19 protein-coding genes are annotated in these 23,941 nt (G+C 36.6%); 13 read left to right on the top strand and 6 right to left on the bottom strand.

Going from position 1 to position 23,941, the window contains the following annotated elements:
* Positions 1-79: 79 nt before the first annotated feature.
* Positions 80-1,111: a tRNA preQ1(34) S-adenosylmethionine ribosyltransferase-isomerase QueA gene (queA, locus tag EsVE80_RS10560; RefSeq protein WP_173103679.1), complete on the top strand. Its 1,032-nt coding sequence runs from the start codon at positions 80-82 to the stop codon at positions 1,109-1,111.
* A 565-nt stretch (positions 1,112-1,676) separates the two neighbouring features.
* Positions 1,677-4,313: a cation-translocating P-type ATPase gene (locus tag EsVE80_RS10555; protein ID WP_173103678.1), complete on the top strand. Its 2,637-nt coding sequence runs from the start codon at positions 1,677-1,679 to the stop codon at positions 4,311-4,313.
* A gap of 39 nt (positions 4,314-4,352) precedes the next feature.
* Here the strand turns inward: EsVE80_RS10555 and EsVE80_RS10550 are convergent, their stop codons facing one another.
* The gene (locus tag EsVE80_RS10550; protein WP_173103677.1) at positions 4,353-5,093 is read right to left on the bottom strand and encodes a DUF975 family protein; all 741 of its coding nucleotides are present in this window, start codon (positions 5,091-5,093) and stop codon (positions 4,353-4,355) included.
* Positions 5,094-5,306: 213 nt separating this feature from the next.
* Between EsVE80_RS10550 and tgt the strand changes: the two genes are divergently transcribed.
* The 7 genes from tgt (at position 5,307) to EsVE80_RS10515 (ending at position 14,348) form a co-directional block, all read left to right on the top strand.
* Positions 5,307-6,455: a tRNA guanosine(34) transglycosylase Tgt gene (tgt, locus tag EsVE80_RS10545; RefSeq protein ID WP_173103676.1), complete on the top strand. Its 1,149-nt coding sequence runs from the start codon at positions 5,307-5,309 to the stop codon at positions 6,453-6,455.
* 80 nt (positions 6,456-6,535) lie between these two features.
* A complete protein-coding gene (yajC, locus tag EsVE80_RS10540; RefSeq protein ID WP_173103675.1) occupies positions 6,536-6,883 on the top strand; it encodes a preprotein translocase subunit YajC in 348 nt (115 codons plus the stop codon).
* Positions 6,884-6,994: 111 nt separating this feature from the next.
* A complete protein-coding gene (locus EsVE80_RS10535; protein ID WP_173103674.1) occupies positions 6,995-7,765 on the top strand; it encodes a MurR/RpiR family transcriptional regulator in 771 nt (256 codons plus the stop codon).
* 296 nt (positions 7,766-8,061) lie between these two features.
* Complete coding sequence (gene malX, locus EsVE80_RS10530) at positions 8,062-9,618, top strand: maltose/glucose-specific PTS transporter subunit IIBC (protein ID WP_173103673.1); 1,557 nt, start codon at positions 8,062-8,064, stop codon at positions 9,616-9,618.
* A gap of 17 nt (positions 9,619-9,635) precedes the next feature.
* Entirely contained in the window at positions 9,636-10,796 is a 1,161-nt protein-coding gene (locus EsVE80_RS10525; RefSeq protein ID WP_173103672.1) for a MalY/PatB family protein, read from the top strand.
* Between the two features lie 334 nt (positions 10,797-11,130).
* A complete protein-coding gene (gene adhE / locus EsVE80_RS10520) occupies positions 11,131-13,737 on the top strand; it encodes a bifunctional acetaldehyde-CoA/alcohol dehydrogenase (protein WP_173103671.1) in 2,607 nt (868 codons plus the stop codon).
* A gap of 143 nt (positions 13,738-13,880) precedes the next feature.
* Positions 13,881-14,348, top strand: coding sequence for a hypothetical protein (locus EsVE80_RS10515; RefSeq protein ID WP_173103670.1), 468 nt, complete (start codon positions 13,881-13,883; stop codon positions 14,346-14,348).
* 75 nt (positions 14,349-14,423) lie between these two features.
* On the opposite strand, the gene fni is transcribed toward EsVE80_RS10515, so the two are convergent.
* Genes fni through mvk form a run of 4 tightly spaced genes read right to left on the bottom strand, consistent with a single transcriptional unit; the run spans position 14,424 to position 18,527 of the window.
* A complete protein-coding gene (gene fni, locus EsVE80_RS10510) occupies positions 14,424-15,491 on the bottom strand; it encodes a type 2 isopentenyl-diphosphate Delta-isomerase (protein ID WP_173103669.1) in 1,068 nt (355 codons plus the stop codon).
* The gene (locus EsVE80_RS10505; RefSeq protein WP_173103668.1) at positions 15,475-16,593 is read right to left on the bottom strand and encodes a phosphomevalonate kinase; all 1,119 of its coding nucleotides are present in this window, start codon (positions 16,591-16,593) and stop codon (positions 15,475-15,477) included. Before EsVE80_RS10505 ends, fni begins: the two co-directional genes overlap by 17 nt.
* A 31-nt stretch (positions 16,594-16,624) precedes the next feature.
* On the bottom strand, positions 16,625-17,599 hold the full coding sequence (gene mvaD, locus EsVE80_RS10500; RefSeq protein ID WP_173103667.1) for a diphosphomevalonate decarboxylase: 975 nt from the start codon (positions 17,597-17,599) through the stop codon (positions 16,625-16,627).
* Positions 17,592-18,527, bottom strand: coding sequence for a mevalonate kinase (mvk, locus tag EsVE80_RS10495; RefSeq protein WP_173103666.1), 936 nt, complete (start codon positions 18,525-18,527; stop codon positions 17,592-17,594). The genes mvaD and mvk overlap by 8 nt, the downstream gene beginning before the upstream one ends.
* A gap of 376 nt (positions 18,528-18,903) precedes the next feature.
* On the opposite strand from mvk, the gene EsVE80_RS10490 reads away from it, so the two are divergent.
* Both EsVE80_RS10490 and EsVE80_RS10485 read left to right on the top strand, forming a co-directional pair.
* The gene (locus EsVE80_RS10490) at positions 18,904-19,563 is read left to right on the top strand and encodes a deoxynucleoside kinase (protein ID WP_173103665.1); all 660 of its coding nucleotides are present in this window, start codon (positions 18,904-18,906) and stop codon (positions 19,561-19,563) included.
* A gap of 95 nt (positions 19,564-19,658) precedes the next feature.
* A complete protein-coding gene (locus EsVE80_RS10485) occupies positions 19,659-20,564 on the top strand; it encodes a magnesium transporter CorA family protein (RefSeq protein ID WP_173103664.1) in 906 nt (301 codons plus the stop codon).
* Here the strand turns inward: EsVE80_RS10485 and EsVE80_RS10480 are convergent.
* A complete protein-coding gene (locus EsVE80_RS10480; RefSeq protein WP_173103663.1) occupies positions 20,557-21,192 on the bottom strand; it encodes a pentapeptide repeat-containing protein in 636 nt (211 codons plus the stop codon). The two genes, EsVE80_RS10485 and EsVE80_RS10480, sit on opposite strands and share 8 nt — an antisense overlap.
* A 382-nt stretch (positions 21,193-21,574) precedes the next feature.
* Between EsVE80_RS10480 and nox the strand changes: the two genes are divergently transcribed.
* Together nox and EsVE80_RS10470 are read left to right on the top strand one after the other, a co-directional pair.
* Complete coding sequence (gene nox / locus EsVE80_RS10475; protein WP_173103662.1) at positions 21,575-22,909, top strand: H2O-forming NADH oxidase; 1,335 nt, start codon at positions 21,575-21,577, stop codon at positions 22,907-22,909.
* Positions 22,910-23,118: 209 nt separating this feature from the next.
* The gene (locus tag EsVE80_RS10470) at positions 23,119-23,649 is read left to right on the top strand and encodes a ClbS/DfsB family four-helix bundle protein (protein WP_173103661.1); all 531 of its coding nucleotides are present in this window, start codon (positions 23,119-23,121) and stop codon (positions 23,647-23,649) included.
* Positions 23,650-23,941 lie beyond the last annotated feature (292 nt).

The raw sequence follows: 23,941 nt of genomic DNA, 5'->3' as shown, positions 1-23,941 counted from the left end.
TGTGTCTCATTCATCGTCAAGGATTATAAAAAGTGTTAAAATACAAAAGACAATTTCAGGAAAAGAAAGAGTGGTAAATATGTTAACAACAGAAGATTTTGATTTTAATTTGCCAGAAGAATTAATTGCGCAAACACCATTAGAAAAACGTTCCAGTTCACGATTGCTGGTAGTAAATCGGCAAACAGGTGAGATGCAAGACAAGCACTTTGGCGATATTATTGATGAGTTAAATCCAGGAGACGCTTTAGTAATGAATGATACTCGCGTTTTACCAGCTCGTTTGCATGGTGAAAAACCTGACACTGGTGGGCATTTAGAGGTCCTGCTTTTAAATAATACCAAAGGAGATACGTGGGAAACTCTGATTAAACCTGCTAAAAGAGCCAAAGTTGGGACAGAAATCACTTTTGGTGATGGGCGCTTAAAAGCTGTGGTAGAAGAGGAATTAGAACATGGTGGGCGCATCATTACATTTAAATACGAAGGGATTTTCTTAGAGATTTTAGAATCATTGGGAGAAATGCCCTTACCTCCGTACATTAAAGAACGGCTGGAAGATCCGGAGCGTTATCAAACCGTGTATGCAAAAGAAAATGGCTCTGCTGCTGCGCCAACAGCTGGCTTACATTTTACACCAGAATTATTGGCAGCAATTGAAGCAAAAGGGGTAAAATTAGTTTATTTAACCTTACATGTAGGGCTTGGTACCTTTAGACCAGTTAGTGTCGATAACATCGCTGAACACCAAATGCACAGCGAATTCTATCGCTTGACAGAAGAGGCTGCACACGTATTAAATGATGTTCGCGCAAATGGTGGTAAAATTATTGCTGTAGGAACAACATCCATTCGTACTTTAGAAACAATCGGTACTAAATTTGCAGGGGAAATAAAAGCTGACAGTGGCTGGACCGATATCTTTATTACACCCGGCTATGACTTTAAAGTTGTCCAAGCTTTTAGTACCAATTTTCACTTGCCAAAATCAACGCTAGTTATGTTGGTGAGTGCTTTTGCCGGACGCAAATTAACGTTAGATGCTTATCAACACGCAATCGATGCGCGTTATCGTTTCTTTAGTTTTGGGGATGCGATGTTTGTCAAATAAAAAGAAGAGGATGGGCTCTCGAGTGCCCATCCTCTTTTATATCATGGAAGGATTTGTTGAAAAGGGTTATTTGCAGTTTATATATGCAAAGTACTCATCTCTTGTGTTAAACATAAAAATTTTGTTTTCACTACATTTTCTACACTAAAACATGTGATTCTTGTTGCTATTCACTTGTAATCTTGTATCCTGTAATTGTTACGTATTGATTTTTACTACATGTTGTATTACTTTTCAACCTCTAATACGCATTCACTATTTATAATTTGGTTCTACTTCACACATATAAATCTAGGTGAATCTTGTACATCGAACAACTTTTAGCTTGTTTAATTTTTCTTCTTTCGAGATCTCCTTTCCAACAAATAACTTCCTTCCTTACACCCATAGTATAGCACTTAATAAAAGCGCTTTCAAGTAATAAACTCACCTTTTTTTTAATAAAAATCCCTACCTTAATTGTGAATAAAAAATGAACATTTGTGAAAAAACCGCATATAATTTGTTGTATTAAAAAATCGTATGTTATAGTTAAATTATGAATTAAATTAAGGGAGAGAAGATGATGGACTATTATAAAAAAACGACCCATGAAATACTGAATGAGTTTTCTTCACAAAGTAAAGTTGGACTTGGTAATGCTGAGGTACAAAAAAGACATGAAAAATATGGCTTCAACCGTTTTGCTGAAGAAAAAAAAGATACCATGCTAAAGAAAATTCTATTAAGTTTAACGGACTTTACGACATTAGTTTTAATGGTAGCAGCAATTATTTCGTTTTATACAGCAATTGCGACCGATCATGGAGATCTATTTGAAGGAATTTTGATTATTGCAATCATTGTTATTAATTCTGTCTTAACGATTGTACAAGAAGGAAATGCAGAAAAAGCGTTAAGTGCTTTACAAGATATGAATAAACAAACAGCAACAGTGATTAGAGAAGGGCAACAACAAGACATCGATGCAGACGAGTTAGTGCCAGGTGATTTACTCGTTATCGAAAATGGTGCGATGATTGCGGCAGATGCTCGTTTAACGCAAGCTTCTCAATTGCGAATTGAGGAGTCTGCTTTGACCGGGGAAAGTGAGCCGGTAGAAAAAGATGCTGATTTCATTAGTAGCAAAGACTTACCTTTAGGAGATCAGCAAAATATGGTATTTAAGGGCTGCACGGTAGTAAATGGTCGTGGCCAAGCGATTGTTACTGCGACCGGTATGCAAACGCAGATGGGTAAAATTGCGGGCTTACTAAGTGATTCAGGTAATTCGTTAACTCCTTTACAAAAAAGATTAAATCAATTAGGCAAACGAATTAGTTTAATTGCATTAGTTGCAGCAGCTTTGGTTTTTTTAATTGGTTATTTACAAAACGAACCGCTTTTAGAAATGTTTATGACTTCAGTTTCGTTAGCTGTTGCAGCAGTCCCAGAAACACTAACCGTAATTGTAACCTTGACATTGGCTTATGGCGTGCAGAAGATGGCGAAAAAAAATGCAATTATTAGACGTTTGCCAGCAGTTGAAACTTTGGGCACTGCAAGTGTTATTTGTTCAGATAAAACTGGGACGTTAACACAAAATAAAATGCAAGTTCGCCGTGTTTGGTCTAGAGGTGATGAAGTAACAGATGTTGAAGATGGCATGACTGATGAAGCAATGGAAGTATTAAAAATTGCCAGTCTTTGTACTGATGTTATCGTTGAAAAAGGTGAAGACGATGAAGTACTTGTGAAGGGAAACCCAACAGAGGTAGCCATCGTTCGTGCCATTGAAGAAAATTATCATACAAAAAAAGAACTTGACGAAGAATATCCACGAATTGCAGAACTACCTTTTGACTCGCAAAGAAAAATGATGACAACCGTGCATAAAATGGGAAATAAAAAATTTCTTTCTGTTACTAAAGGGGCATTTGATGTATTGATGCCAAAATTTCATTATGGTGATGTAGAACGGGCACAAGTCGTAAATGACCGTTTTGGGAAGAAAGCATTGCGGGTCATTGCAGTGGGGTATCGTGTCTTTGAAGCTGAACCAACTGAAATTACCTCAGAAAATTTGGAACAAGATTTACGTTTGCTGGGCTTAGTAGGCATGATTGATCCGCCACGACCTGAAAGTAAAGGTGCGATTAAAAAAGCGCGTAAGGCAGGAATTAAGACCGTTATGATTACTGGCGATCATGTTGTAACTGCGAGTGCAATTGCAAAAGAGTTAGGGATTTTAAGTCATAAGCAACAGGCAATTTCTGACTCACAATTGCAAAAATTAACAGATGAAGAATTAGATGGAAAAGTAAAAGATTTAACGGTTTATGCGCGGGTGACACCTGAAGATAAAATTAGAATTGTAAAATCGTGGCAGCGTACAGGGGCTGTTGTCGCCATGACCGGAGATGGTGTCAACGATGCTCCAGCGTTGAATGCTAGTGACGTTGGCTGTGCGATGGGGATTACCGGGACAGACGTTGCAAAAGGGGCAGCAGATATTGTTTTAACTGATGATAACTTTGCAACCATTGTCGATGCAGTGGCTCAAGGGCGAACGGTTTATCAAAATATACGTAAAGCAATCAACTTTTTATTAAGTTGTAATATCTCGGAAATTTTTATCGTTTTAATTGCCATGTTAATTGGCTGGGGAGCACCTTTTAGTGCGGTTCAATTGTTGTTTGTCAATGTTGTGGCCGATGGTTTACCAGGTTTTGCTTTGGGAAGAGAGCCAGCAGAAGCAGGTATCATGAAAGAGCCGCCAATTCCAGCGCATGAAGGGATTTTTGCCCGAGGTCTTTGGAAGAAAATTGCTGTGAATGCCGGTATTTTTACTATCGTCACTCTTTTTGGCTATTATTTAGGAACATTTGTAAATAGTGTTAGCCCATGGGTAGATGCAAGTCCAGAAGTTGGCCAGACGGTTGCCTTTTTAGTATTAGCCTATTCTTCGATTATCCATGTCTTTAATGTGCGAAGTAGCCGCTCTATTTTTCAAGTGAAATTATCTACCAATAAATCACTCTTTGAGATGGCAATCTTAGCAGTTTTGATTACAACGGCAATTGCCTTGTTACCATTTACCCAAGATTTGTTTAACTTGGTGCATATTAGTTTGAATCACTGGTTTTTAGTAGCAATTTTGTCGATTATACCAGTGTTTGTAAATGAAATGATTAAATTCCACTTTTCCTCTGAGGAAGAGTAAAAAAAAATCTCTGGGATTTTTCCCAGAGATTTTTTTTTATTAAAAAGTATCTGCTTCGTTAGGTAAATTATTGTAAAAAGCAGCTTTTGTAGCATAGATATACGGATTTAACCATAAGTAACCAATACCGCAAGTTAGCAAGGCTAAGATATGCCAGCCGATAAAACTTAAATCCAACCAGAATAATTGTCCTTTAAAACCATCCATTAAACGTCGACTAGTGGTAATACACTCTAAATAACCAGGTTTTTGACCCGTACCTTCCAAAATATCGTAGTAAATAAAGTTTGCTTGAGAATAAGAATAACTTTTTACAATCCCTGGAATAATAAGAAGAAGAGACCATAACCCAATGAAGATAGTTGAGAGTAAGTAAATACATAGTACACCCACAAGAAACGGACTTTTGAATGCGCGAAATACATCATTCAAAGGATTAATATCTACGCGTTTACCGCGGTAAATATCTAAAAAAGTCCAAGACATACCTGAAACAAAAAGGGTTGTTATCAATCCACTAATAATGCCGCTACCTTGATTTCCAAGTTGAGCAGTCCAAGAAATATCGCCATTCCCGCTTTGGATATTATTTGCTACATTGTCCACAGCATCAGGATTAAGCAATGCAATTCCACCAATAATTGTAACCAAAGGAATAATGATAATAGCAGCAATCGCAATTCCGATAAGTGTTGGAATCAGGTTCATCAATACGGCATCTTTCCAACGCCCTTGTAACATTTGTTTTGCTTCTAATTTTAATTCACCAGATGTTTTCATTTTTTTCAACTCCTTTTCAAATTAAATTCAGTATACCAAAAAGCCACTCATTTGGAAATTACAAGTATTTTTTTGAATTTTGATGATTATTCCAATTATAAAGGAAATTTGTTTAAGAGAAAATAACAGTGGGAATTATGACCTTGCAAAATTATTCTTAAGCCTTTATGATGATTGAAGTTGCACAGATCAAAGTAGAAAGTAGGGAGTAAAATGGCGCAAGAACCTGCCATCAAATACCGTTTAATAAAAAAAGAAAAACACACAGGTGCCCGTCTTGGTGAATTAATTACACCCCACGGCACTTTTCCAACACCAATGTTTATGCCAGTTGGAACATTGGCAACGGTTAAAACAATGGCACCAGAAGAATTAAAAGAGATGGGTGCTGGTGTAATTTTAAGCAATACGTATCACTTATGGCTACGTCCTGGGGAGGATTTAGTTGCAGAAGCGGGCGGGCTACACAAATTTATGAACTGGGATCAGCCCATTTTAACCGACTCTGGCGGCTTCCAAGTATTTTCATTAGCAGATATGCGTAATATCACAGAAGAAGGGGTACACTTTAAAAATCATTTAAATGGTGCTCCTCTTTTCCTCTCACCGGAAAAAGCAATTGATATTCAAAATAAGTTAGGTTCGGATATTATGATGAGTTTTGATGAATGTCCACCTTTTGACGAAAGTTACGACTATGTCAAAAAATCTGTTGAAAGGACGTCTCGCTGGGCGGAACGCGGACTTAAAGCGCATGCTAATCCGGATCGTCAAGGTTTATTTGGAATTATTCAAGGTGCTGGTTTTGAAGACTTGCGTCGTCAAAGTGCCAAAGATTTAATTAGCATGGATTTTCCTGGCTACTCTATTGGTGGATTATCTGTGGGTGAACCGAAAGTTGAAATGAATCGTGTTTTAGATTTCACGACGCCTTTAATCCCTGACCATAAACCACGCTATCTAATGGGTGTTGGAGCAGCAGATTCCCTGATTGATGGTGTAATTCGTGGAATTGACATGTTTGATTGTGTCTTACCAACAAGAATTGCCCGCAATGGCACTTGTATGACTTCACAAGGACGTTTAGTTGTAAAAAATGCGAAATTTGCTCATGATTTTAGACCATTAGATGAAAAATGTGACTGCTATACTTGTCGTAACTATAGTCGTGCGTATATTCGTCATTTGATCCACTGCGATGAAACATTTGGAATTCGGTTAACGACTTACCACAATTTGTATTTCTTATTGAATCTAATGAAACAAGTTCGTCAGGCAATTATGGATGACAATTTGTTAGAATTTCGTCAAGCTTTCTTTGAAGAGTATGGCTATAATAAAGAAAACGCGAAAAGTTTTTAAAATTCATAGAAAAAACTAGTTTAAGTAAAGAATCTTTGTTAAAGTTATTCTTGTGAATTAAATTAAACGAGGTGAATAAAATGGGTGGCTTACCAACGATTATCATGTTCGTTGTTTTATTAGGGGCGATGTGGTTTATGTCACGTTCAACGAAAAAACAACAACAAGAACGTCAAAATACGTTGAATGCAATGAAACCAGGCGATGAAGTTGTAACAATCGGTGGTTTACATGGTGTTTTGTCTGAAGTTGACGAAACGAATAAAACTGTGACAATCGATTGTGAAGGTGTGTTTCTTGTTTTTGATAAACAAGCAATCAAATCAATTACACCTGGAAAATCAGTTGTAGTGGACGATACGGTGACAGAAGTTAAAACAGAAGATTTGATTTCTAATCCAACTGATGAAAATAGTGATAAAGAATAATCCTGCTTTTGCGGGATTTTTCTTTTATCCTTTAGTGTTAGTCAGCTAATAAAAAACCAATACATAAAAAAGATGGAGTTTGCACTGCCTTTTTAATACAAGGAGAAAAAAATGCAAAGCTTAATTAATAAACTGCAAAAAAGACGGGACCAGCTAAGTGAATTGGAACGCCAAGTTTTTGATTATATTTTACGCAATCCACAAAAAATTGGGCAAATGACCGCCGATGAAGTCGCTGGGCAGCTGTTCATTTCAACGGCGACAGTATCGCGTACGGCAAAACATCTAGGATTTCGCGGCTTTCAAGAATTAAAATACGCGATTGCGCAATATGACGATGTGGAAAAAGCAGAACAGCACGATTTACGAATTGATCACGATATAAAAACCATTATGGCCTCAATTGAAAAACAATTGCATCAAACATTTCGTCTGTTGCAAAAAGAGCTGTTAGATGAAGTAGTGACAAAGCTATTTCATGCTGAAAAAATTGAAATATTTGGTGTTGGAGGCAGTTTGCCAAATTGTATTGAAGTTGCACGCAAATTAACCTTCTTAGGTAAAAATGCCTCTGCAAGAATTGATTGGGATGAACTTCAAGCGGTTTCTAAATCTTTAACAAAAAAAGATGTCGCAATTATTGTTTCCAATAGCGGCGAGACAATTCATTTAATGGAATACGCCCGTAATCTGATGGCAAATAAAGTTCCAATCATTGCTATTGTGGGAACGAAGAATTCAACCTTGGCTAAACTGGCGGACTATCCCTTACAAGTTATGGTAGAAATGGTTTATTTTGATCAAGTTGATTTAAGCTCGCGGGTGTCTTTAACAGCTGTTACAGATATTTTAATGATGAAATTAGCAGAAAAAATGGGGTAAAAATGGTAATAGCTATAATGAAAGAGCATACAAAGCCTTGTATGCTCTTTCATTATCTTTAGCAAATATTGCATTTTTGTTTTAACTGGCTAAAATAAGACAAGTGATAAGAAAGCGGATACATAATGTTTCTCTTGTTACAGGTGATGCGTAGTAAAATAAAAAATATTATGCACTACCACAAATTAAAAATTATCATTGAAACTTATCTAATGTATCAGCAATAATTTATAGCACTCATTTAATTAGCATAAGAACAGATGATAATAAAAATAACAAGTTTGGAGGACACAAAAATGAAGAAAAAAGCTGGATTTTGGGAATTTTTTCAAGGATTAGGAAAAACGTTTATGCTTCCCGTAGCATTGCTGGCGTTTATGGGGATTTTACTGGGGATTGGGAGTTCATTTTCTAGTGAGTCAACAATCCAAGCCGTACCATTTTTAGGAAATAATATCTTACAAGTTATCTTCCGTTTTATGTCAGCGATTGGTGGCTTTGCATTCACTTATTTACCAGTTATGTTTGCCATGGCAATTCCTTTAGGTTTGGTTCGTAAAGAAAAAGGGGTAGCAGCTTTTTCTGGTTTTGTCGGCTATGTTGTAATGAATTTAGCTATCAATTTTTACTTAACTGAAACGAACAACTTAGCTGCTGCTGAAAGTTTACGAGAAGCAGGCCAAGGGATGGTCTTTGGTATTCAGACAATAGAAATGGGTGTACTAGGTGGTATTATTGCCGGAGTAATCGTCTATCATCTGCATAATCGTTTTTATCAAACGCAGTTGCCAGATAGTTTTGCTTTCTTTTCAGGTGCTCGTTTTGTTCCAATTATCACATCACTTGTAATGGCATTGGTAGGGACAGCGATTCCGATGATTTGGCCATTATTTGCTTTACTTATTACTGGTATTGGCACTTTAATTCAAAAAGCAGGTCCATTTGGTCCGTTTTTATTTGGTTCAGGAGAACGTTTATTACTTCCATTTGGTTTGCATCATATTCTAGTATCTATGATCCGTTTCACAGAAGCTGGGGGCCATGCAGTAATTGATGGTAAAGAAGTCTTTGGTGCTTTAAATATTTTTTATGCAGAATTGCAAAATAATTTACCAATCAGCTCTGCTGCTACTGCCTTTTTATCACAAGGTAAAATGCCAACATTTATGTTTGGTCTACCAGCAGCAGCACTGGCAATGTATCAAACTGCCAAACCAGAAAATCGTCATAAAATCAAAGGCCTATTAATTTCCGGCGTAATTGCAACTTTTGTAACAGGAATCACAGAACCAATTGAATTTCTATTCTTGTTTATTAGCCCATTACTATGGATTTTCCATGTGATTATGACCGGCGCTGGTTTTATGGTGATGAGTTTATTAGGAGTTACGATTGGCAACACAGATGGTGGGGTATTAGACTTCTTAATTTTTGGGGTGATGCAAGGCAATTACACCAAATGGTGGATGGTATTAATTGTGGGTGCTTTTTGGTTTGCGATTTACTACTTCGTCTTTAAAACCGTTATCTTACGAAAAGACTTGAAAACACCAGGTCGTGAGGCAATAGTAGATGAAACAGAATACACAGATACTGAAACAAACTACGCTAAAAAAGGTAGCTATGATGCGACTGGTATTTTAAATGCTTTAGGTGGCGCAGAAAATATTGAATCATTGGACAATTGTATTACACGTCTTCGTTTGGTTTTACAAGATGGTAAAAAAGTTCAAGATGATGAATTAAAAAAACTAGGTGCTTTAGGTGTCGTACATTTGGATGATACCAATGTTCAAGTCATTATCGGTACTAAAGTTACAACAGTGCGCAATGCACTAGACAATTTGATTTAAGAAAAGAGGCAAAGACGATGGATTTTGACACAGTCGTCAATCGTAAAGGCACATTTTGTACCCAATGGGATTATGTTCAAGATCGTTTTGGCGTAGCGAACTTGCTACCTTTTACGATTTCAGATACCGATTTTGCTTTACCTGATGAAGTAATGACAGCTTTAAAAGAACGGCTGCAACATCCAGTTTTTGGCTATACCCGCTGGAATCACGAAACATTTAAACAAAGTATTTTACATTGGTATGAAAAAAGGTTCACGAGTTATCTAGCTCCAGAAGATATCGTTTATAGTCCGACAGTTATGTATAGCATTTCAAAATTATTGCAAATCGTCTCGAAAAAAGGAGAAGGTGTCATCGTTCAAACGCCGGCCTATGATGCTTTTTATAAAACAATTGATGGCAATGAACGTAAAATTATTCCCAATCCCTTACGCTATGAAGAAGGTCAGTATGAAATTGATTGGCAAGATTTAGAACTAAAATTAGCAAGTCAAGAGAATACGGTGCTGTTATTATGTTCTCCTCACAATCCTACTGGACGTGTGTGGCAAAAAGAAGAATTGACTAAAATTGTCAGCTTGTGTTGGCAATACGATGTCTTTTTGATCAGCGATGAAATTCATATGGATATTCTTCGTAAGGGGCAAAAGCATTACCCGATTATAGATTTCATGGATAAAAATGTTGCGCTAGTAACATCGGGGTCTAAAACTTTCAATTTTCCAGGGTTAATTTTTTCATACGCCATTTTACCAGATGAAAGAATACGTGAGCAGTTTCAACTGGCTTTGAAAAATCAAGATGGTCTGTCTTCAGCTAGCAATCTTGGCATGTTGGCTACTATGACTGCGTATTATGAATGTAGCTACTGGGTGGATGAATTAAATGAATACTTAGACGATAATTTTGCCTTTGCTAAAAAATATCTGGCAGCAAATTTGCCGCAAATAAAAAGCGTTGATTCAGCAGCAACGTATCTGATGTGGTTAGATATCACAAAACTTAATTTACCAATGGAAGTTGTTCAACGATGCTTAATAGAAATTGGGCAAGTTGCAATTATGGATGGCAGTGTTTACGGCGATGAGGGGAGTAATTTCTTGCGTCTAAATATCGGGTGTTCAAAAAGCAAGTTAGAACTGGGATTAGAAAAAATGGTAAAAAGTTTCACTTGAAAATAAATTGTGGTTTTTTGCACGAGTTTTTAAATGGTATTAAAAAGTCTAAATGAAAATAAAATACTTAAGTTATAATTAATCTATTTTCATTTTATCTAACGAAATAAAAAAATATTTTATGAGCAGTTACAATAGATGAAAATCTTGTAACTGCTTTCTTTGTTTTTAAATCAGTGTTTGTCAAAACGTGATTAGAACAGTAAAAACAGCGTTATAATAAAAACTGTGAAAAAAATCACAAAAAGTATTTACAACGAAAAAAATATAGTGTATAGTTCTGTATGTGAAATGATTAACAAAGAAAAATTAACCAACTTTTAGGAGGAACACAATGGCTAAGACATTGGAAAAAGAAGTTAAAGTAATCGATACAGATGCAGTAATCGACGAGTTAGCAGCAAAAGCAAATGCAGCTGCAAAACAAATGGAAAACTTTACACAAGAACAAGTAGATAAAATCGTTCATGAAATGGCAATGGCCGCTTTAGACAAACATATGCCTTTAGCAAAAATGGCAGTTGAAGAAACTGGTCGTGGGATTGTTGAAGATAAAGCAATCAAAAACATGTATGCATCAGAATATATCTGGAATTCAATTAAACATGATAAAACAGTTGGGGTTATCGGCGAAGACAAACAAAAAGGTTTAATCGAAGTTGCAGGACCAGTTGGCGTTGTTGCAGCAGTTGTACCAACAACAAACCCAACGTCAACAACAATTTTTAAAGCAATGATTTCATTGAAAACTGCAAATTCGGTTATCTTTTCATTCCACCCATCTGCACAAGAGTGTTCAAAAGAAGCTGCGCGTATTGTACGTGATGCAGCAATCGCAGCGGGTGCTCCTGAAAATTGTATCCAATGGATTGAAAAAGAACATTCTTCAATCGAAGCTACACAAAAATTAATGAATCATCCAGGCGTTGCAATTGTATTAGCAACAGGTGGTCCTGGCATGGTGAAATCAGCTTATTCAACTGGTAAACCAGCTTTAGGCGTAGGTGCAGGGAATGTTCCAGCTTACATCGAAAAAACAGCAAAAATTAAACGTGCCGTAAATGACGTGATTGTTTCAAAAACATTTGATAACGGTATGATTTGTGCCTCTGAACAAGGTGTAATCGTAGATAAAGAAATCTACGCAGCTGTAAAAGCTGAATTTGAAGCACATCAATGTTATGTTGTGAAAAAATCAGAATTGAAAAAATTAGAAGATGCTGTTATGAACGAGGGCAAATATGCTGTTAACCCAGCAATCGTTGGTCATCCAGCAGTTGAAATTGCCAAATTAGCTGGTATCAAAGTTCCTGAAGGTACTAAAATGTTAATTGCGGAACTTGACGGTGTGGGAGCAGATTATCCATTATCTCGCGAAAAATTATCACCAGTTTTAGCAATGATGAAAGCCGAAAGTACAGAGCATGGTTTTGATTTGGCACAAGGAATGTTGGAATTAGGTGGTCTTGGTCATACAGCAGTTATTCACTCTGAAAATGAAGACTTACAATTACAATATGGCTTGAAAATGAAAGCTTGCCGTGTCTTAGTAAATTCTCCATCTGCTGAAGGTGGTATCGGAAATATTTACAACGAAATGATTCCATCATTAACATTAGGTTGTGGCTCTTACGGTCGTAACTCTGTATCTAAGAACGTATCTGCGATCAACTTAATCAACGTTAAAACTATCGCGAAACGGAGAAATAACATGCAGTGGTTCAAATTACCTTCAAAAATTTACTTTGAAAAGAACTCTTTATTATACTTGGAAAAAATGGAAAATGTTGAACGGGTTATGATTGTTTGTGATCCAGGTATGGTGCAATTTGGTTATGCGGATACAGTACGTGAAGTTTTAGCTCGTCGTAAAAACGATGTTAAAATTGAAATTTTCTCAGATGTTGAACCTAACCCTTCGACAAACACGGTTTATAAAGGTCTTGAAGTCTTCAACGCTTTCCAACCGGATACAGTAATTGCTCTTGGTGGTGGTTCTGCAATGGACGCGGCAAAAGGGATGTGGATGTTCTTTGAGCACCCAGACACTTCATTCTTTGGCGCAAAACAAAAATTCTTAGATATCCGCAAACGAACTTACAAAATTGGCAAACCTGAAAAAACACAATTTGTATGTATCCCGACGACATCAGGTACTGGTTCAGAAGTAACACCATTTGCCGTTATCACAGACAGTGATACACATGTAAAATACCCATTAGCTGACTACGCATTGACGCCAGATGTTGCGATTGTGGATCCTCAATTTGTTATGTCGGTGCCAGCAGGCGTTACTGCTGATACTGGTATGGATGTTTTAACACATGCAATTGAATCTTATGTTTCTGTTATGGCATCTGATTACACCCGTGGTTTAAGTTTACAAGCAATTAAAATTGTCTTTGACTATTTAGAAAAATCAGTAAAAACACCGGATATGGAATCACGTGAAAAAATGCATAATGCTTCCACAATGGCTGGGATGGCATTTGCAAATGCATTCTTGGGTATTTGTCACTCAATCGCTCACAAAATTGGTGGCGAATATGGTATTCCACACGGACGTACGAATGCGATTTTATTACCGCACATCATCCGTTACAATGCCAAAGACCCACAAAAACATGCAATGTTCCCTAAATATGACTACTTCCGTGCTGATACAGACTATGCGGATATTGCAAAATTCTTAGGTCTTAAAGGTGAAACTACTGAAGAATTAGTTGAAGCATTAGCAACAGCAGTTTACGAATTAGGTAAAAAAGTCGGTATCGACATGAGCTTGAAAGCACAAGGTGTAACGCAACAAACATTGGATACAACTGTTGATCGCATGGCAGAACTTGCTTATGAAGACCAATGTACAACTGCTAATCCAAAAGAACCTTTAATCTCGGAATTAAAAGGTATCATTATTGAAGCGTACAACGAAAAAGCTTAAATTTTACAGCTAACGTTTAAAACGTATAACCAACAAAAACCGTCAGGCTTCTTAGCAGCGTGACGGTTTTTTATTTGCCTTGACTTTTTGTAGCCATAATTTGATACTTGGCTATAAGAAATAAAAGGAATGAAGGTGAAAAAATGTTAACAGCCAAAATTGTGCAATTAAAAACATCCCAAACATTGTTGAAGAAATTTATCGCAGGAATTGAAAATTCTACAAATGATGCAACAATATCTCAATTACGCGATGATTTAATTGATTATGGTGAAAGTTTATCTGTGATAAGCTATTTGGTAACTGAGCAAGAAGAAATTCAATCTGAAAAATACGAAATACGGAATATTTTGCAACAGCAATATCTGCTGATACAAAATATTATGGCTGCGTTACAATCAGCAGAAGGTCAACAAGAAGCACAAGAAATATTTGCCTTGACTCCTGGTGCAATTCGACGCATGAGGGAAAGTTTAAAGGGGATAATGGAGCTCAACCGAACATTGCAAAAAGAGCCTAATCTAATAGTCGATTTGACTAAAGTACCTGTTACAAACAAAACGGCAGTACCAGAAAAGCAGAGCTTTTTGAAACGTCTTTTTAAAAAATGATAAAACAAAAATAGCATTCTTTTCAAATTTTGAGAAGAACGCTATTTTTTTGTTGAACTCAAAAGCTAAATGTGTTTAAAAACGTAGAGGTATTTCATTTTGTCCTCTACCGGCATACTTTTTTACATCGATACTGCGGGCTTGGCACCATTGCCATACCTCATCAGTAAAGATAACTGGGACTGTTTCCAGAGTATGTGTATTTTTTTTACCCACCATTGTGTAAAGCAGGGCTAAGTCTTCTTGCCAACTTTGAATCATCTCAATGGTAGCCTCAACGCCATGGCTTAAAAGGTGATTTAAGATTGTGGCAGAAATTCCGACGGTGTCGGCACCTAAAATAAGGGATTTGAAAATATCAAAAGCGTTCCGAATACCACCTGAAGCGATTACTTCAAACGAGCGGGTTACTTGGGCAGCCTCAAGTAAAGAAATAACGGTCGATTGACCGAATTCGCTTAAATATGCCATCTCGCGCTTTGGTCGGCGTGCATTTTCAATTTGGGTAAAGCTAGTACCGCCTTGTCCAGAAACATCAATTGTTTGAACTCCGGCACTAATTAACTGCAGCATTGCTTCTCTTGTCATACCAAAGCCCACCTCTTTGACGACCACAGGTACTTCAAGTTTAGCAGTAATCTCAGCGATATTATCCAACCAATCAGAAAATGAACGATCGCCTTCTGGCATTACCAATTCTTGTGGTGCATTTAAATGAAGTTGTAAGGCATTTGCACCAAATAGTTCCACAGCGCGCTGCGCATTTTCTAAGGTATTGTGCGCACCAATATTTGCGAGAAAAAAGCCAGTGGGATTTATTTTGCGCACCACTTTAAAACTATCACTAACACTTTCATCTTTTAAAGCTGCGGTAACAGAACCAGTTGCCATCATTAAACGGCATTCTTTTGCAACGAAGGCCAAATCACGATTGATTTGTAATGATTTTTTGGAACCACCTGTCATGGCATTAATGAAAAAAGGAAATTCTTCCTTGTGATTTAAAATTTCAGTAGACAAACTGACATCTTTAACGTCAATTTGCGGCAAAGGGTTGTGAATTAAACGGACTGCGTCAAAATCATTTGTTTTCTCTTTGTGAAAAGCTTTTGCTAAGCTTACGTGTTCATCTTTGCGATTCATGCTGCGTCCTTTCTTCAACCTTTTTAGGATAATGATAAACGTGTAGGGGAAGTGGCGTGATACCCGCTTTTTCCCAAGCGCTCATCAGAGGCAATATACCACTTTTTTGATCGGTAATTACAATTCCGCAATCACCACCGCCGGCACCAGATGATTTAGCAGCACCACCGTAGTTTTCAGCTAAATCACACAATGTTTTCAATGCCGGCGTTTCGATTGTGACATTGGTGATTTGCGTTAACTCATTTAAAAGACGACGATTTTTCTTAATCATTTTCTTGATTAAGGTGATATTTTTAGTGTGAAATCCAGTAACCATTTGTTCCACACATTCTTTGCTAGCAGCTAGGAATTCTTCATAGGAAGTAGAGGTTTGTTTATTTGCTCTGGATTCATTTACTTGATCCACTAAATCAGAAGTAGAAGCAGGAGATCCTGTCCAACCAATTAATAAACGCAAATGAGAAACTTCAGGTAGCGGTGTAATGGCAAGCTGAGGCCATTCTTTTACTAATAAATTCGTAATGCTCTCAGTTTGACGATGTTTTTGCAACCAATTTTGATCAAAGGTAGAAAAAGCAATCCAACCACCATAAGAACTTGCCGCAATATCTCCGCAAGACCCATTGCCTTGGACTTCTAGATGGGCTAAAGCTGCGAGTTTAAAGGTCATCATTGGTGTTAAAGAAAGCTCATAAAAGGCACTCAACGCCTTAACTGTTGCGACGGTTACCGCCCCGCTAGAACCTAAACCGTATTTACGACCATTAGAATTATCCAATTCACTCGTTACTTTTAGATCAAAAAATGCCAGTTGCTTATCTTGTTCTTGAGCATATTTTTCGGTGATTTTAATTGCGGCTAAAATATAATGGAATGGATTTTCCCGAATATCTAAAACCAACTCACCACCACGACGTGTCCATTTTATTGGTAGCTCGCTGTATTGCGCTGATTGGATGCTACCACTTTTTTTGGCTGCAGTAATAGTAACTGTGATAAATTGGTCGACAGCAATAATGATTGCTGGATGGCCTGCTTCAACCACTGCGTATTCTCCTGCAATATAAAGTTTTCCTGGAGCCGAAGCTTCCACTAACATCTTTTCTTCCTCCTATAAGTTGCCTACTTTGTTATAAATAGGTGATTCCTGGGCCACTAAATGCGGTAATGAGTTGCTCATCAGCAAAATAATGTGTAAGTTTTTCTTTTAGTTGTGCGACGTCTTTTCGTTGGCACAAAACTTTAACGTTTGGCCCAGCATCCATGGTGAAGTAACAAGGTAAACCTGCTGCACGAATTTTTCTAACGGCATTCATCGCCTTCAAACTATCGGGTGACCAATAAGTAAACGGTGGCACGGCAGCTAATGTTGTCCCGTGCATTTTTAAAGCATTGTTTTCAGTGACAGTGCCAAGCTTTTCAAAGTCCTGCGCATGAATGGCGATTTTAGCACTGGCTAAATCTTGTGTTGTCGTTTGCAACCAACCATCATAAAAGGCGGAAGTTTCAACTGTTTTACGCATCCCATCACGGCTGGAAATATCTTTTTCTTGATCGTTAATTAAAATGAATAACATTGCAAGTTCATTTTCCCAACCGCTACTTGGCACAACTTCGGCAAAAGAAGTTTCATCACTATTGCCTTTTTGCCACTCTACAAAACCAGGAAAAATACTGCGACAAGCAGATCCGGAACCTCGTCTTGCTAAACGCGATAAATCGCGGTCAGATAAATCTAATTGCAGTGCTTGATTACACGCTGCGGCAAGAGCTGCTAAGCCGCTTGAAGAAGAGGCTAATCCAGCCGCTGTAGGGACATGGTTATAGCTGTTCACTTCCGCAAAAAGTGGGCAGGCCGCTTTTTTACGCACCAAGTCTAAAAAGCGGCTAATTTTTTTTGTCCCTTTTTCATCTTGTAAAGTATCATCTAGATAAAAAATATCAGTTGTTAACTCTTCTGAAAATGTCACTGTTGTTTCAGTATAAAAAGCATCTAAAGTTAATGAAAGGCTATTATTCATGGGAATAATTAAATCTTCATTTGCTTTGCCCCAATATTTGATTAAGGCGATATTGGTGTGTGCTCGGGCACTTCCTTTAAGCATATTGATAAACTCCTAATTCTTGAATCCAAGTTGCTTTAGCACCTTGGTTGGTTAAAGCCGTGGTGATTTTTTTGGCAGTTTTGTAATCGGAAGCTAAAGCGATCATACAACCGCCTTTACCACCACCGGTTAGTTTTGCTCCTAGTGCACCGTTTTGATTGGCAACGGTAATTAAATTATCCAATGTTTGATCGCTTACTTGCAAAGCTGCTAAATTTTTTTGAGCAGCATTCATTAACTCCCCTAAGTAAGGAGCTTGATTATTTAAAATAGCATTTTTGGCTTTTAAAGTTAAATCCCCTAACTCATTCATCAAACGACCGGTAGTCTGGGCGTCTTGTTCAAAACGCTTTGCTACTGCCTTGACAGTTTGTCTGGTTTTACCTTTGACTCCTGTATCTGCCACAATTAAAAAAGCACTGATATTGATGGGGAAAGTTTCAAAAGTAGCACCTTTTTGAAATAAAATTGGCTCGTCTCCTGCTGTAGCTGCAGCATCAATACCGCTTGGATTACCATGAGAAATTTTCTCTGCATAGTTTACATAGTTTAGTAAAAGCTTAGAACTTAAGGGACGATTTAGCCAATCAAAAAAAGCACGCGTAATGGCGACTGCCACAGCAGCGCTAGATCCCATTCCTCTTTCAGCAGGAATAGTACTGGAAATCGTGATTTGAACAGGTGGTGTAGAAAAGTCATGACGCAATTGGTGAATTAGTGTTTTAATATTTTCCAGACTTTTTGGTGCTTTAGCTAAGGGTCCGACAAAATACCCTGAACGCAATTTTTCATAAGCATGGTCGGTTATTTCAGCTGTGACATGGGTAGGTTGAAACGGAAAAGCAATTGCTGGTTTTCCATAGACAACAGAATGCTCTCCCATTAAGATAATTTTCCCATTGGCATTACCTTCACCACTGGATTTCATGCAAATGCCTCATTTCTTTTTTTATTTATACAAAACAAAATATGTACTGCTTGTCCATTCTACTAAAAATTAAGCGACTCGTTAAGAGTTTATGAAAAATTTCAATACTTTTCAATTTTTTCTTAAGAGATTTTTTTAACTTCTTTTTTTATTTTATTTAAAAAGAGTAGTCAAAGTTAGCGATTTACTTTTTGTCAGGGAAAATAAATGATCAAACGTCACCTGTTCATTTTTATGCTATGTTGGCTGTAAGATTTATTGAAATGGTGGCAATTTTTGTGAGTATTTTCTTATTTGACGCAACTAGATGTTGTGGAGTATATTGTTTTAAGTAATAGCAAAACACAATATTTAGTGATAGGTGAGTTGGAGGTCCATGAGTGTGATTGTATTAGCGGGTACCATTGGTGCAGGAAAATCAAGTTTAACTGAGATGATAGCCAATCATTTAAACAGTAAAGCGTTTTATGAATCAGTTGATGACAATGAAGTATTACCATTATTTTATCAAGATCCTAATAAGTACGCCTTTTTATTGCAAATTTACTTTTTAAATAAACGTTTTGATAGTATTAAACAAGCCCTACAGCATGAAGATAATGTTTTGGATCGTTCTATTTATGAAGATTCGTTGTTGTTTCATTTAAATGCTGACTTGGGACGGGCCACTGCAACAGAGGTGCAAGTTTATGATGAATTACTTGCCAATATGATGCAAGAATTACCCTATGCAGCGCAAAAAAAACATCCTGATTTGTTAGTTCACATTAAAGTTTCTTTTGAAACGATGTTAGCTAGAATTAAAAAACGTGGTCGCGAGTTTGAGCAATTAGAATATGACCCAAGTCTGTATGATTATTATCAAGAATTAAATCGGCGTTATGATGCGTGGTTTGATAATTACCACGAAAGTCCAAAATTACAAATCGACGGTGATTTGCTGAACTTCGTAGAAGATGAAGGAGCAGCAAAAGAAGTAATCAAAATGATTGATGATAAGTTAGCAGAAATTCGGCAGTTAGAATTTATTAGCTAAAAGTAAAAAGCTGGAATCCATGCGTATAAGTAGGGATTCCAGCTTTTTTTGTTATAATGTTATAAGTAAAAGTAGAAAATCAAATGAGGTGGAAAATGGAACATAAAAGAGAATTCAATCAAGGCGCCTCTTATTGGGTACAAGTAGATAACCACAGTGTTACTACTTTAAGTGAACTGCAAGAGAAGTATCAGTTAAGTGATGAGATGCTAACATATTCTTTAGATAAAAATGAACGTGCACGGGTAGAATACGATCCAGAAGAACATGCTTTTTTATTAGTGTACAATGTTCCACATCGTCATAAGACCGACAATCATTATGAAACAAGCCCTATGACTTTTATTATTAAAGAACGCCATCTTTTTTCTTTTACGACCGAACATACGGGGTATGTAACGGACATGATGGAAAATCTCCTTCACAAAAATAGCAATCAAAGTGAATATAGCTTATTGTTTCACACGCTGTTTTTAATTTCAGATTCTTTTTTTCCGTTAGTAGAAGAAGTCAATAGTGAACGAATGCGCTTAAATAAAAAATTACGAGAACGGACAACAAATAAAAATTTGCTAGAACTTTCAGACCTGGAGATTGGGTTAGTCTACTTAGTAACAGCCACTAAGCAAAATGCTGTTTTATTACAACAAATTCGGGCTTTGAATATTTTCCATCGCCTGCAAGATAATGAAAAAGAGCAACTGGATGATGCTTTAATTGAAGCCAAACAAGCTGTTGAAATGACGAATTTAGCTTCTCAAGTCATTGATCAGCTTTCTGGTGCGTATAACAATCTTTTAAATAATAATTTAAATGACACGATGAAATTTTTAACTATTTGGTCACTTTTACTAACTGTACCAACAATTGTTACCGGTTTTTTTGGCATGAATGTCCCATTGCCTTTTTCAAATTCTGTCTTCGGCTGGGCAATTGCAATGTTAATTAGTATCGGCTTATCTATCTGGATGCTTTTAGCTATGTGGCGACGCATTAAATAAGCGAATCTTCAATCACAAGTCCCAGACTTGCTGCAATGACTAAGGCTTGTTGAGAGTTTACAATAAGCCCGCGTAAGTTTTGGTGGTCAAATGTGATGCGATAAAATTTATTTGTGCTAAAATCAAGTTTGTTTAAACGGGTATGACTCCAATTGCTACCTGTCAAATCATTATCAAGCAAAGCTATATGTTGCCAGTTTAGACTGTAAAACTCACTATCAGTTAGACGACAACGAGAGAAAGTCACCACTTTTAAATTGGCTTGGCTAAAAGAGGCAAAGTCACAAAGACAATCTTGAAATTGACAATCACGTAAATAACTTTCTGAAAAATTGGCCCCTGTTAATTTACATTGGTCAAAAATTACTTGGTGAAAGCTGGCTTTTAGCCATTCAATATTGGAAAAATCACAATTACGAAAAATCACGTTGCTCGCCTCAAAGTTGTCTAGGCGCGTTTTATGCAAGGTGATTTTTTCTAATACGCTCTGGCGAATGATAATATTTTTACCAGTTAAGTAGCTGTAATCACTGTTAGTAAAAGCATTTCCCTCAAAGAAGGCTTCATCTTCAATAAAAAAATCAGTTTTAATTAAATCCGGTAATTGGGGTAGGGCAGGTTGTTTCATAGTAGGCTCCTTTTTTTGTTGGTAGGTGCATTGTAGCGAAAAAAAGCATGAAAAACAAACGGTGTAAAGGAAATGTGTCAGAGTACTTAAAAATATTTATTATTTTAGAATAATTATTGTGAAAAATATTTTATCTCATAAATTTTTAATTTTGAAAACGTATTATCGCAAGCTTTAGAATGAAAACTACCGTTATAAATAAGGAGATAGAGATTCACAAGCAGAATGATCGCCTTTCGTTTGTTTTTTTTCTAGAATGTAAACGGAAACAGGAAATAGACTGTTTTACACTTACTTTTTTTCAGAAGTGCTTTTTTCTCTTTTTTTGAAGAACTTTGTGAAAAAAGTAGTATGAATGAGTTCATTATTGGAGGAATTAAAAATGACAAAAACAATTATTGTCGGAACTAACCATGCCGGAATTGCTGCTGCAAATACGTTATTAGATAATTACCCAGATCAAGAAGTTGTAATGATCGACCGTAATACCAATCTGAGCTATTTAGGTTGTGGAACTGCTTTATGGGTAGGTCGCCAAATTGATGGTTATCAAGACCTATTTTATACAAACAAGGAAGCATTCGAAGAAAAAGGCGCTAAAATTTACATGGAGACATCTGTAACAAGCATCGATTTTAATAAAAAAATTGTATATTGTGAGAAAAAAGACGGTACTACTTTTGAAGAAAATTACGACAAAATTATTTTAGCAACCGGTTCGCGTCCAATTTCACCAAAAGTCCCTGGGCATGATTTAAATGGGATTCACTTCTTGAAATTATTCCAAGAAGGGCAAGATGTTGATCGTGAAATGGCGCGAGACAGTGTGAAAACTGTTGCCGTCATTGGTGCAGGCTATATTGGGGTGGAAATTGCAGAAGCTGCAAAACGTCGTGGTAAGAATGTGCTGCTCTTTGATGCAGCTGACCGCTCATTACCGTCTTATTATGACAAATGGTTTACTGATGACATGGATAAAAACTTAGCTGATCACGGAATTGAATTACATTTTGGGGAATTAATTAAAGAATACAAAGGAACAGATCGGGTAGATGCTGTTGTTTCTGAAAAAGGCGAATACCCAGTGGATATGGTTATTAATGCGATTGGATTTGGACCAAATGCACAATTTGGTAAAGATCATCTAGAACTATTTGCTAATGGTGCTTATTTAGTTGACCGCCATCAACAAACAAGCGATCCAGATGTCTACGCAGTTGGCGATTGTGCGACAATTTACTCAAATGCACTCGATGCAACGACTTATATTGCACTTGCATCCAATGCTGTTCGTACGGGGATCGTTGCCGGTCACAATATTGGTGGTACGTCAGTTGAATCAGCAGGTGTTCAAGGTTCAAATGGTATTTCAATTTTTGGTTTCAATATGGTTTCAACAGGGTTATCGGTTGCCGCTGCTGAAAAGAACAATATGGAAGTTAAATATACAGACTATGAAGATTTACAAAAACCTAGTTTTATTAAAGAAGAAAATGGAGATGTGAAAATTCGGATCGTATACGAAGCATCTTCTCGCCGGATTGTGGGGGCACAAATGTCTTCAACAGAGGATATTTCTATGGCTATTCACATGTTTTCACTAGCAATTAGTAAGCATGTCACAATTGATGAATTAAAACTATTGGATATTTTCTTCCTACCACACTTTAACCAACCATATAACTACATTACAATGGCTGCTTTAGCTGCTGAATAATTTGTCGTGTAGGAAAATGATAAAAACGCTAATGCTAGTTGTGTCTCTAGCTTTAGCGTTTTTTATATAGGAAAGTTTGTAAATAAATGAAATATCCTCTAGTTTTCCATCTTTTACTTGACGTCAGTCCCGTGGTTGAAGGCATAATGAAATTAGAATAAAATTTTTATTGGTGTATTTATTATAAAAAGTATGAAGGAGATGTGAACATGGTAAGACCAACAAATAAGAGGGATTTAATTGAAGTTGGAAATGCAAGCTATGGGAAAATGACGGCTCTGTTAAATACACTTCCTCAAGAAAGTTTAAGGCAAAATTTTACTTTTGACGTTGAAAAAGAAAAGCAAGCACATTGGCAACGAGATAAAAATTTACGAGATGTTCTGATTCATCTCTATGAATGGCACAAGCTGTTGCTAGATTGGATAGTGGCAAATCAGAAGGGCGAAAAAAGGCAATTTTTAAAAGAAGGATATAATTGGAAAACTTACGGCAAGATGAATGAAGAATTCTGGGTAAAACACCAGCATACCAGCTATGAAGAAGCGTATAGTCTTCTAGCGCAAACCCATCATGAAGTTATGAAGTTGGCTGAGATATTTTCCAATGAGGAATTATTTGAAAAAAATGTCTATCCTTGGATTGGAGGAAGTACGCTGGGAAGCTATTTTGTTTCCGCTACTTCGAGTCATTATGAATGGGCGATGAAAAAAATTCGGAAGTTTAAAAAGAGTGTATAGGTTGTAATTTATGAAATGTGACGTCAAGCAATGACTTTAACAATAACAATAAAAAGGCAAGATAAAATAAATAAAAAAAGAATATTCAGAAAATTTAGAATAAATTGTTGACATCATTTTCTCTAAGCCTTATGATGTTTGTAACAAACAAGCAGGTGATGAAAATGACAACTTCGAAATTTATGACAAATTTATTATTATAGCTGAGGACTCTTTTAATAATTTAAGAGTCCTATTCGCATTGCATTAACGGGTAAAACCTTAATGGAATGCTTTTTTTGTAAATTTTTTT

Origin of the sequence: Enterococcus saigonensis (assembly GCF_011397115.1) — a bacterium.
Taxonomy (GTDB): Bacteria; Bacillota; Bacilli; order Lactobacillales; family Enterococcaceae; genus Enterococcus_C; species Enterococcus_C saigonensis.
The sequence above is the reverse complement of the archived record's forward strand: the minus strand, read 5'-3'. Positions and strand labels throughout refer to the sequence as shown.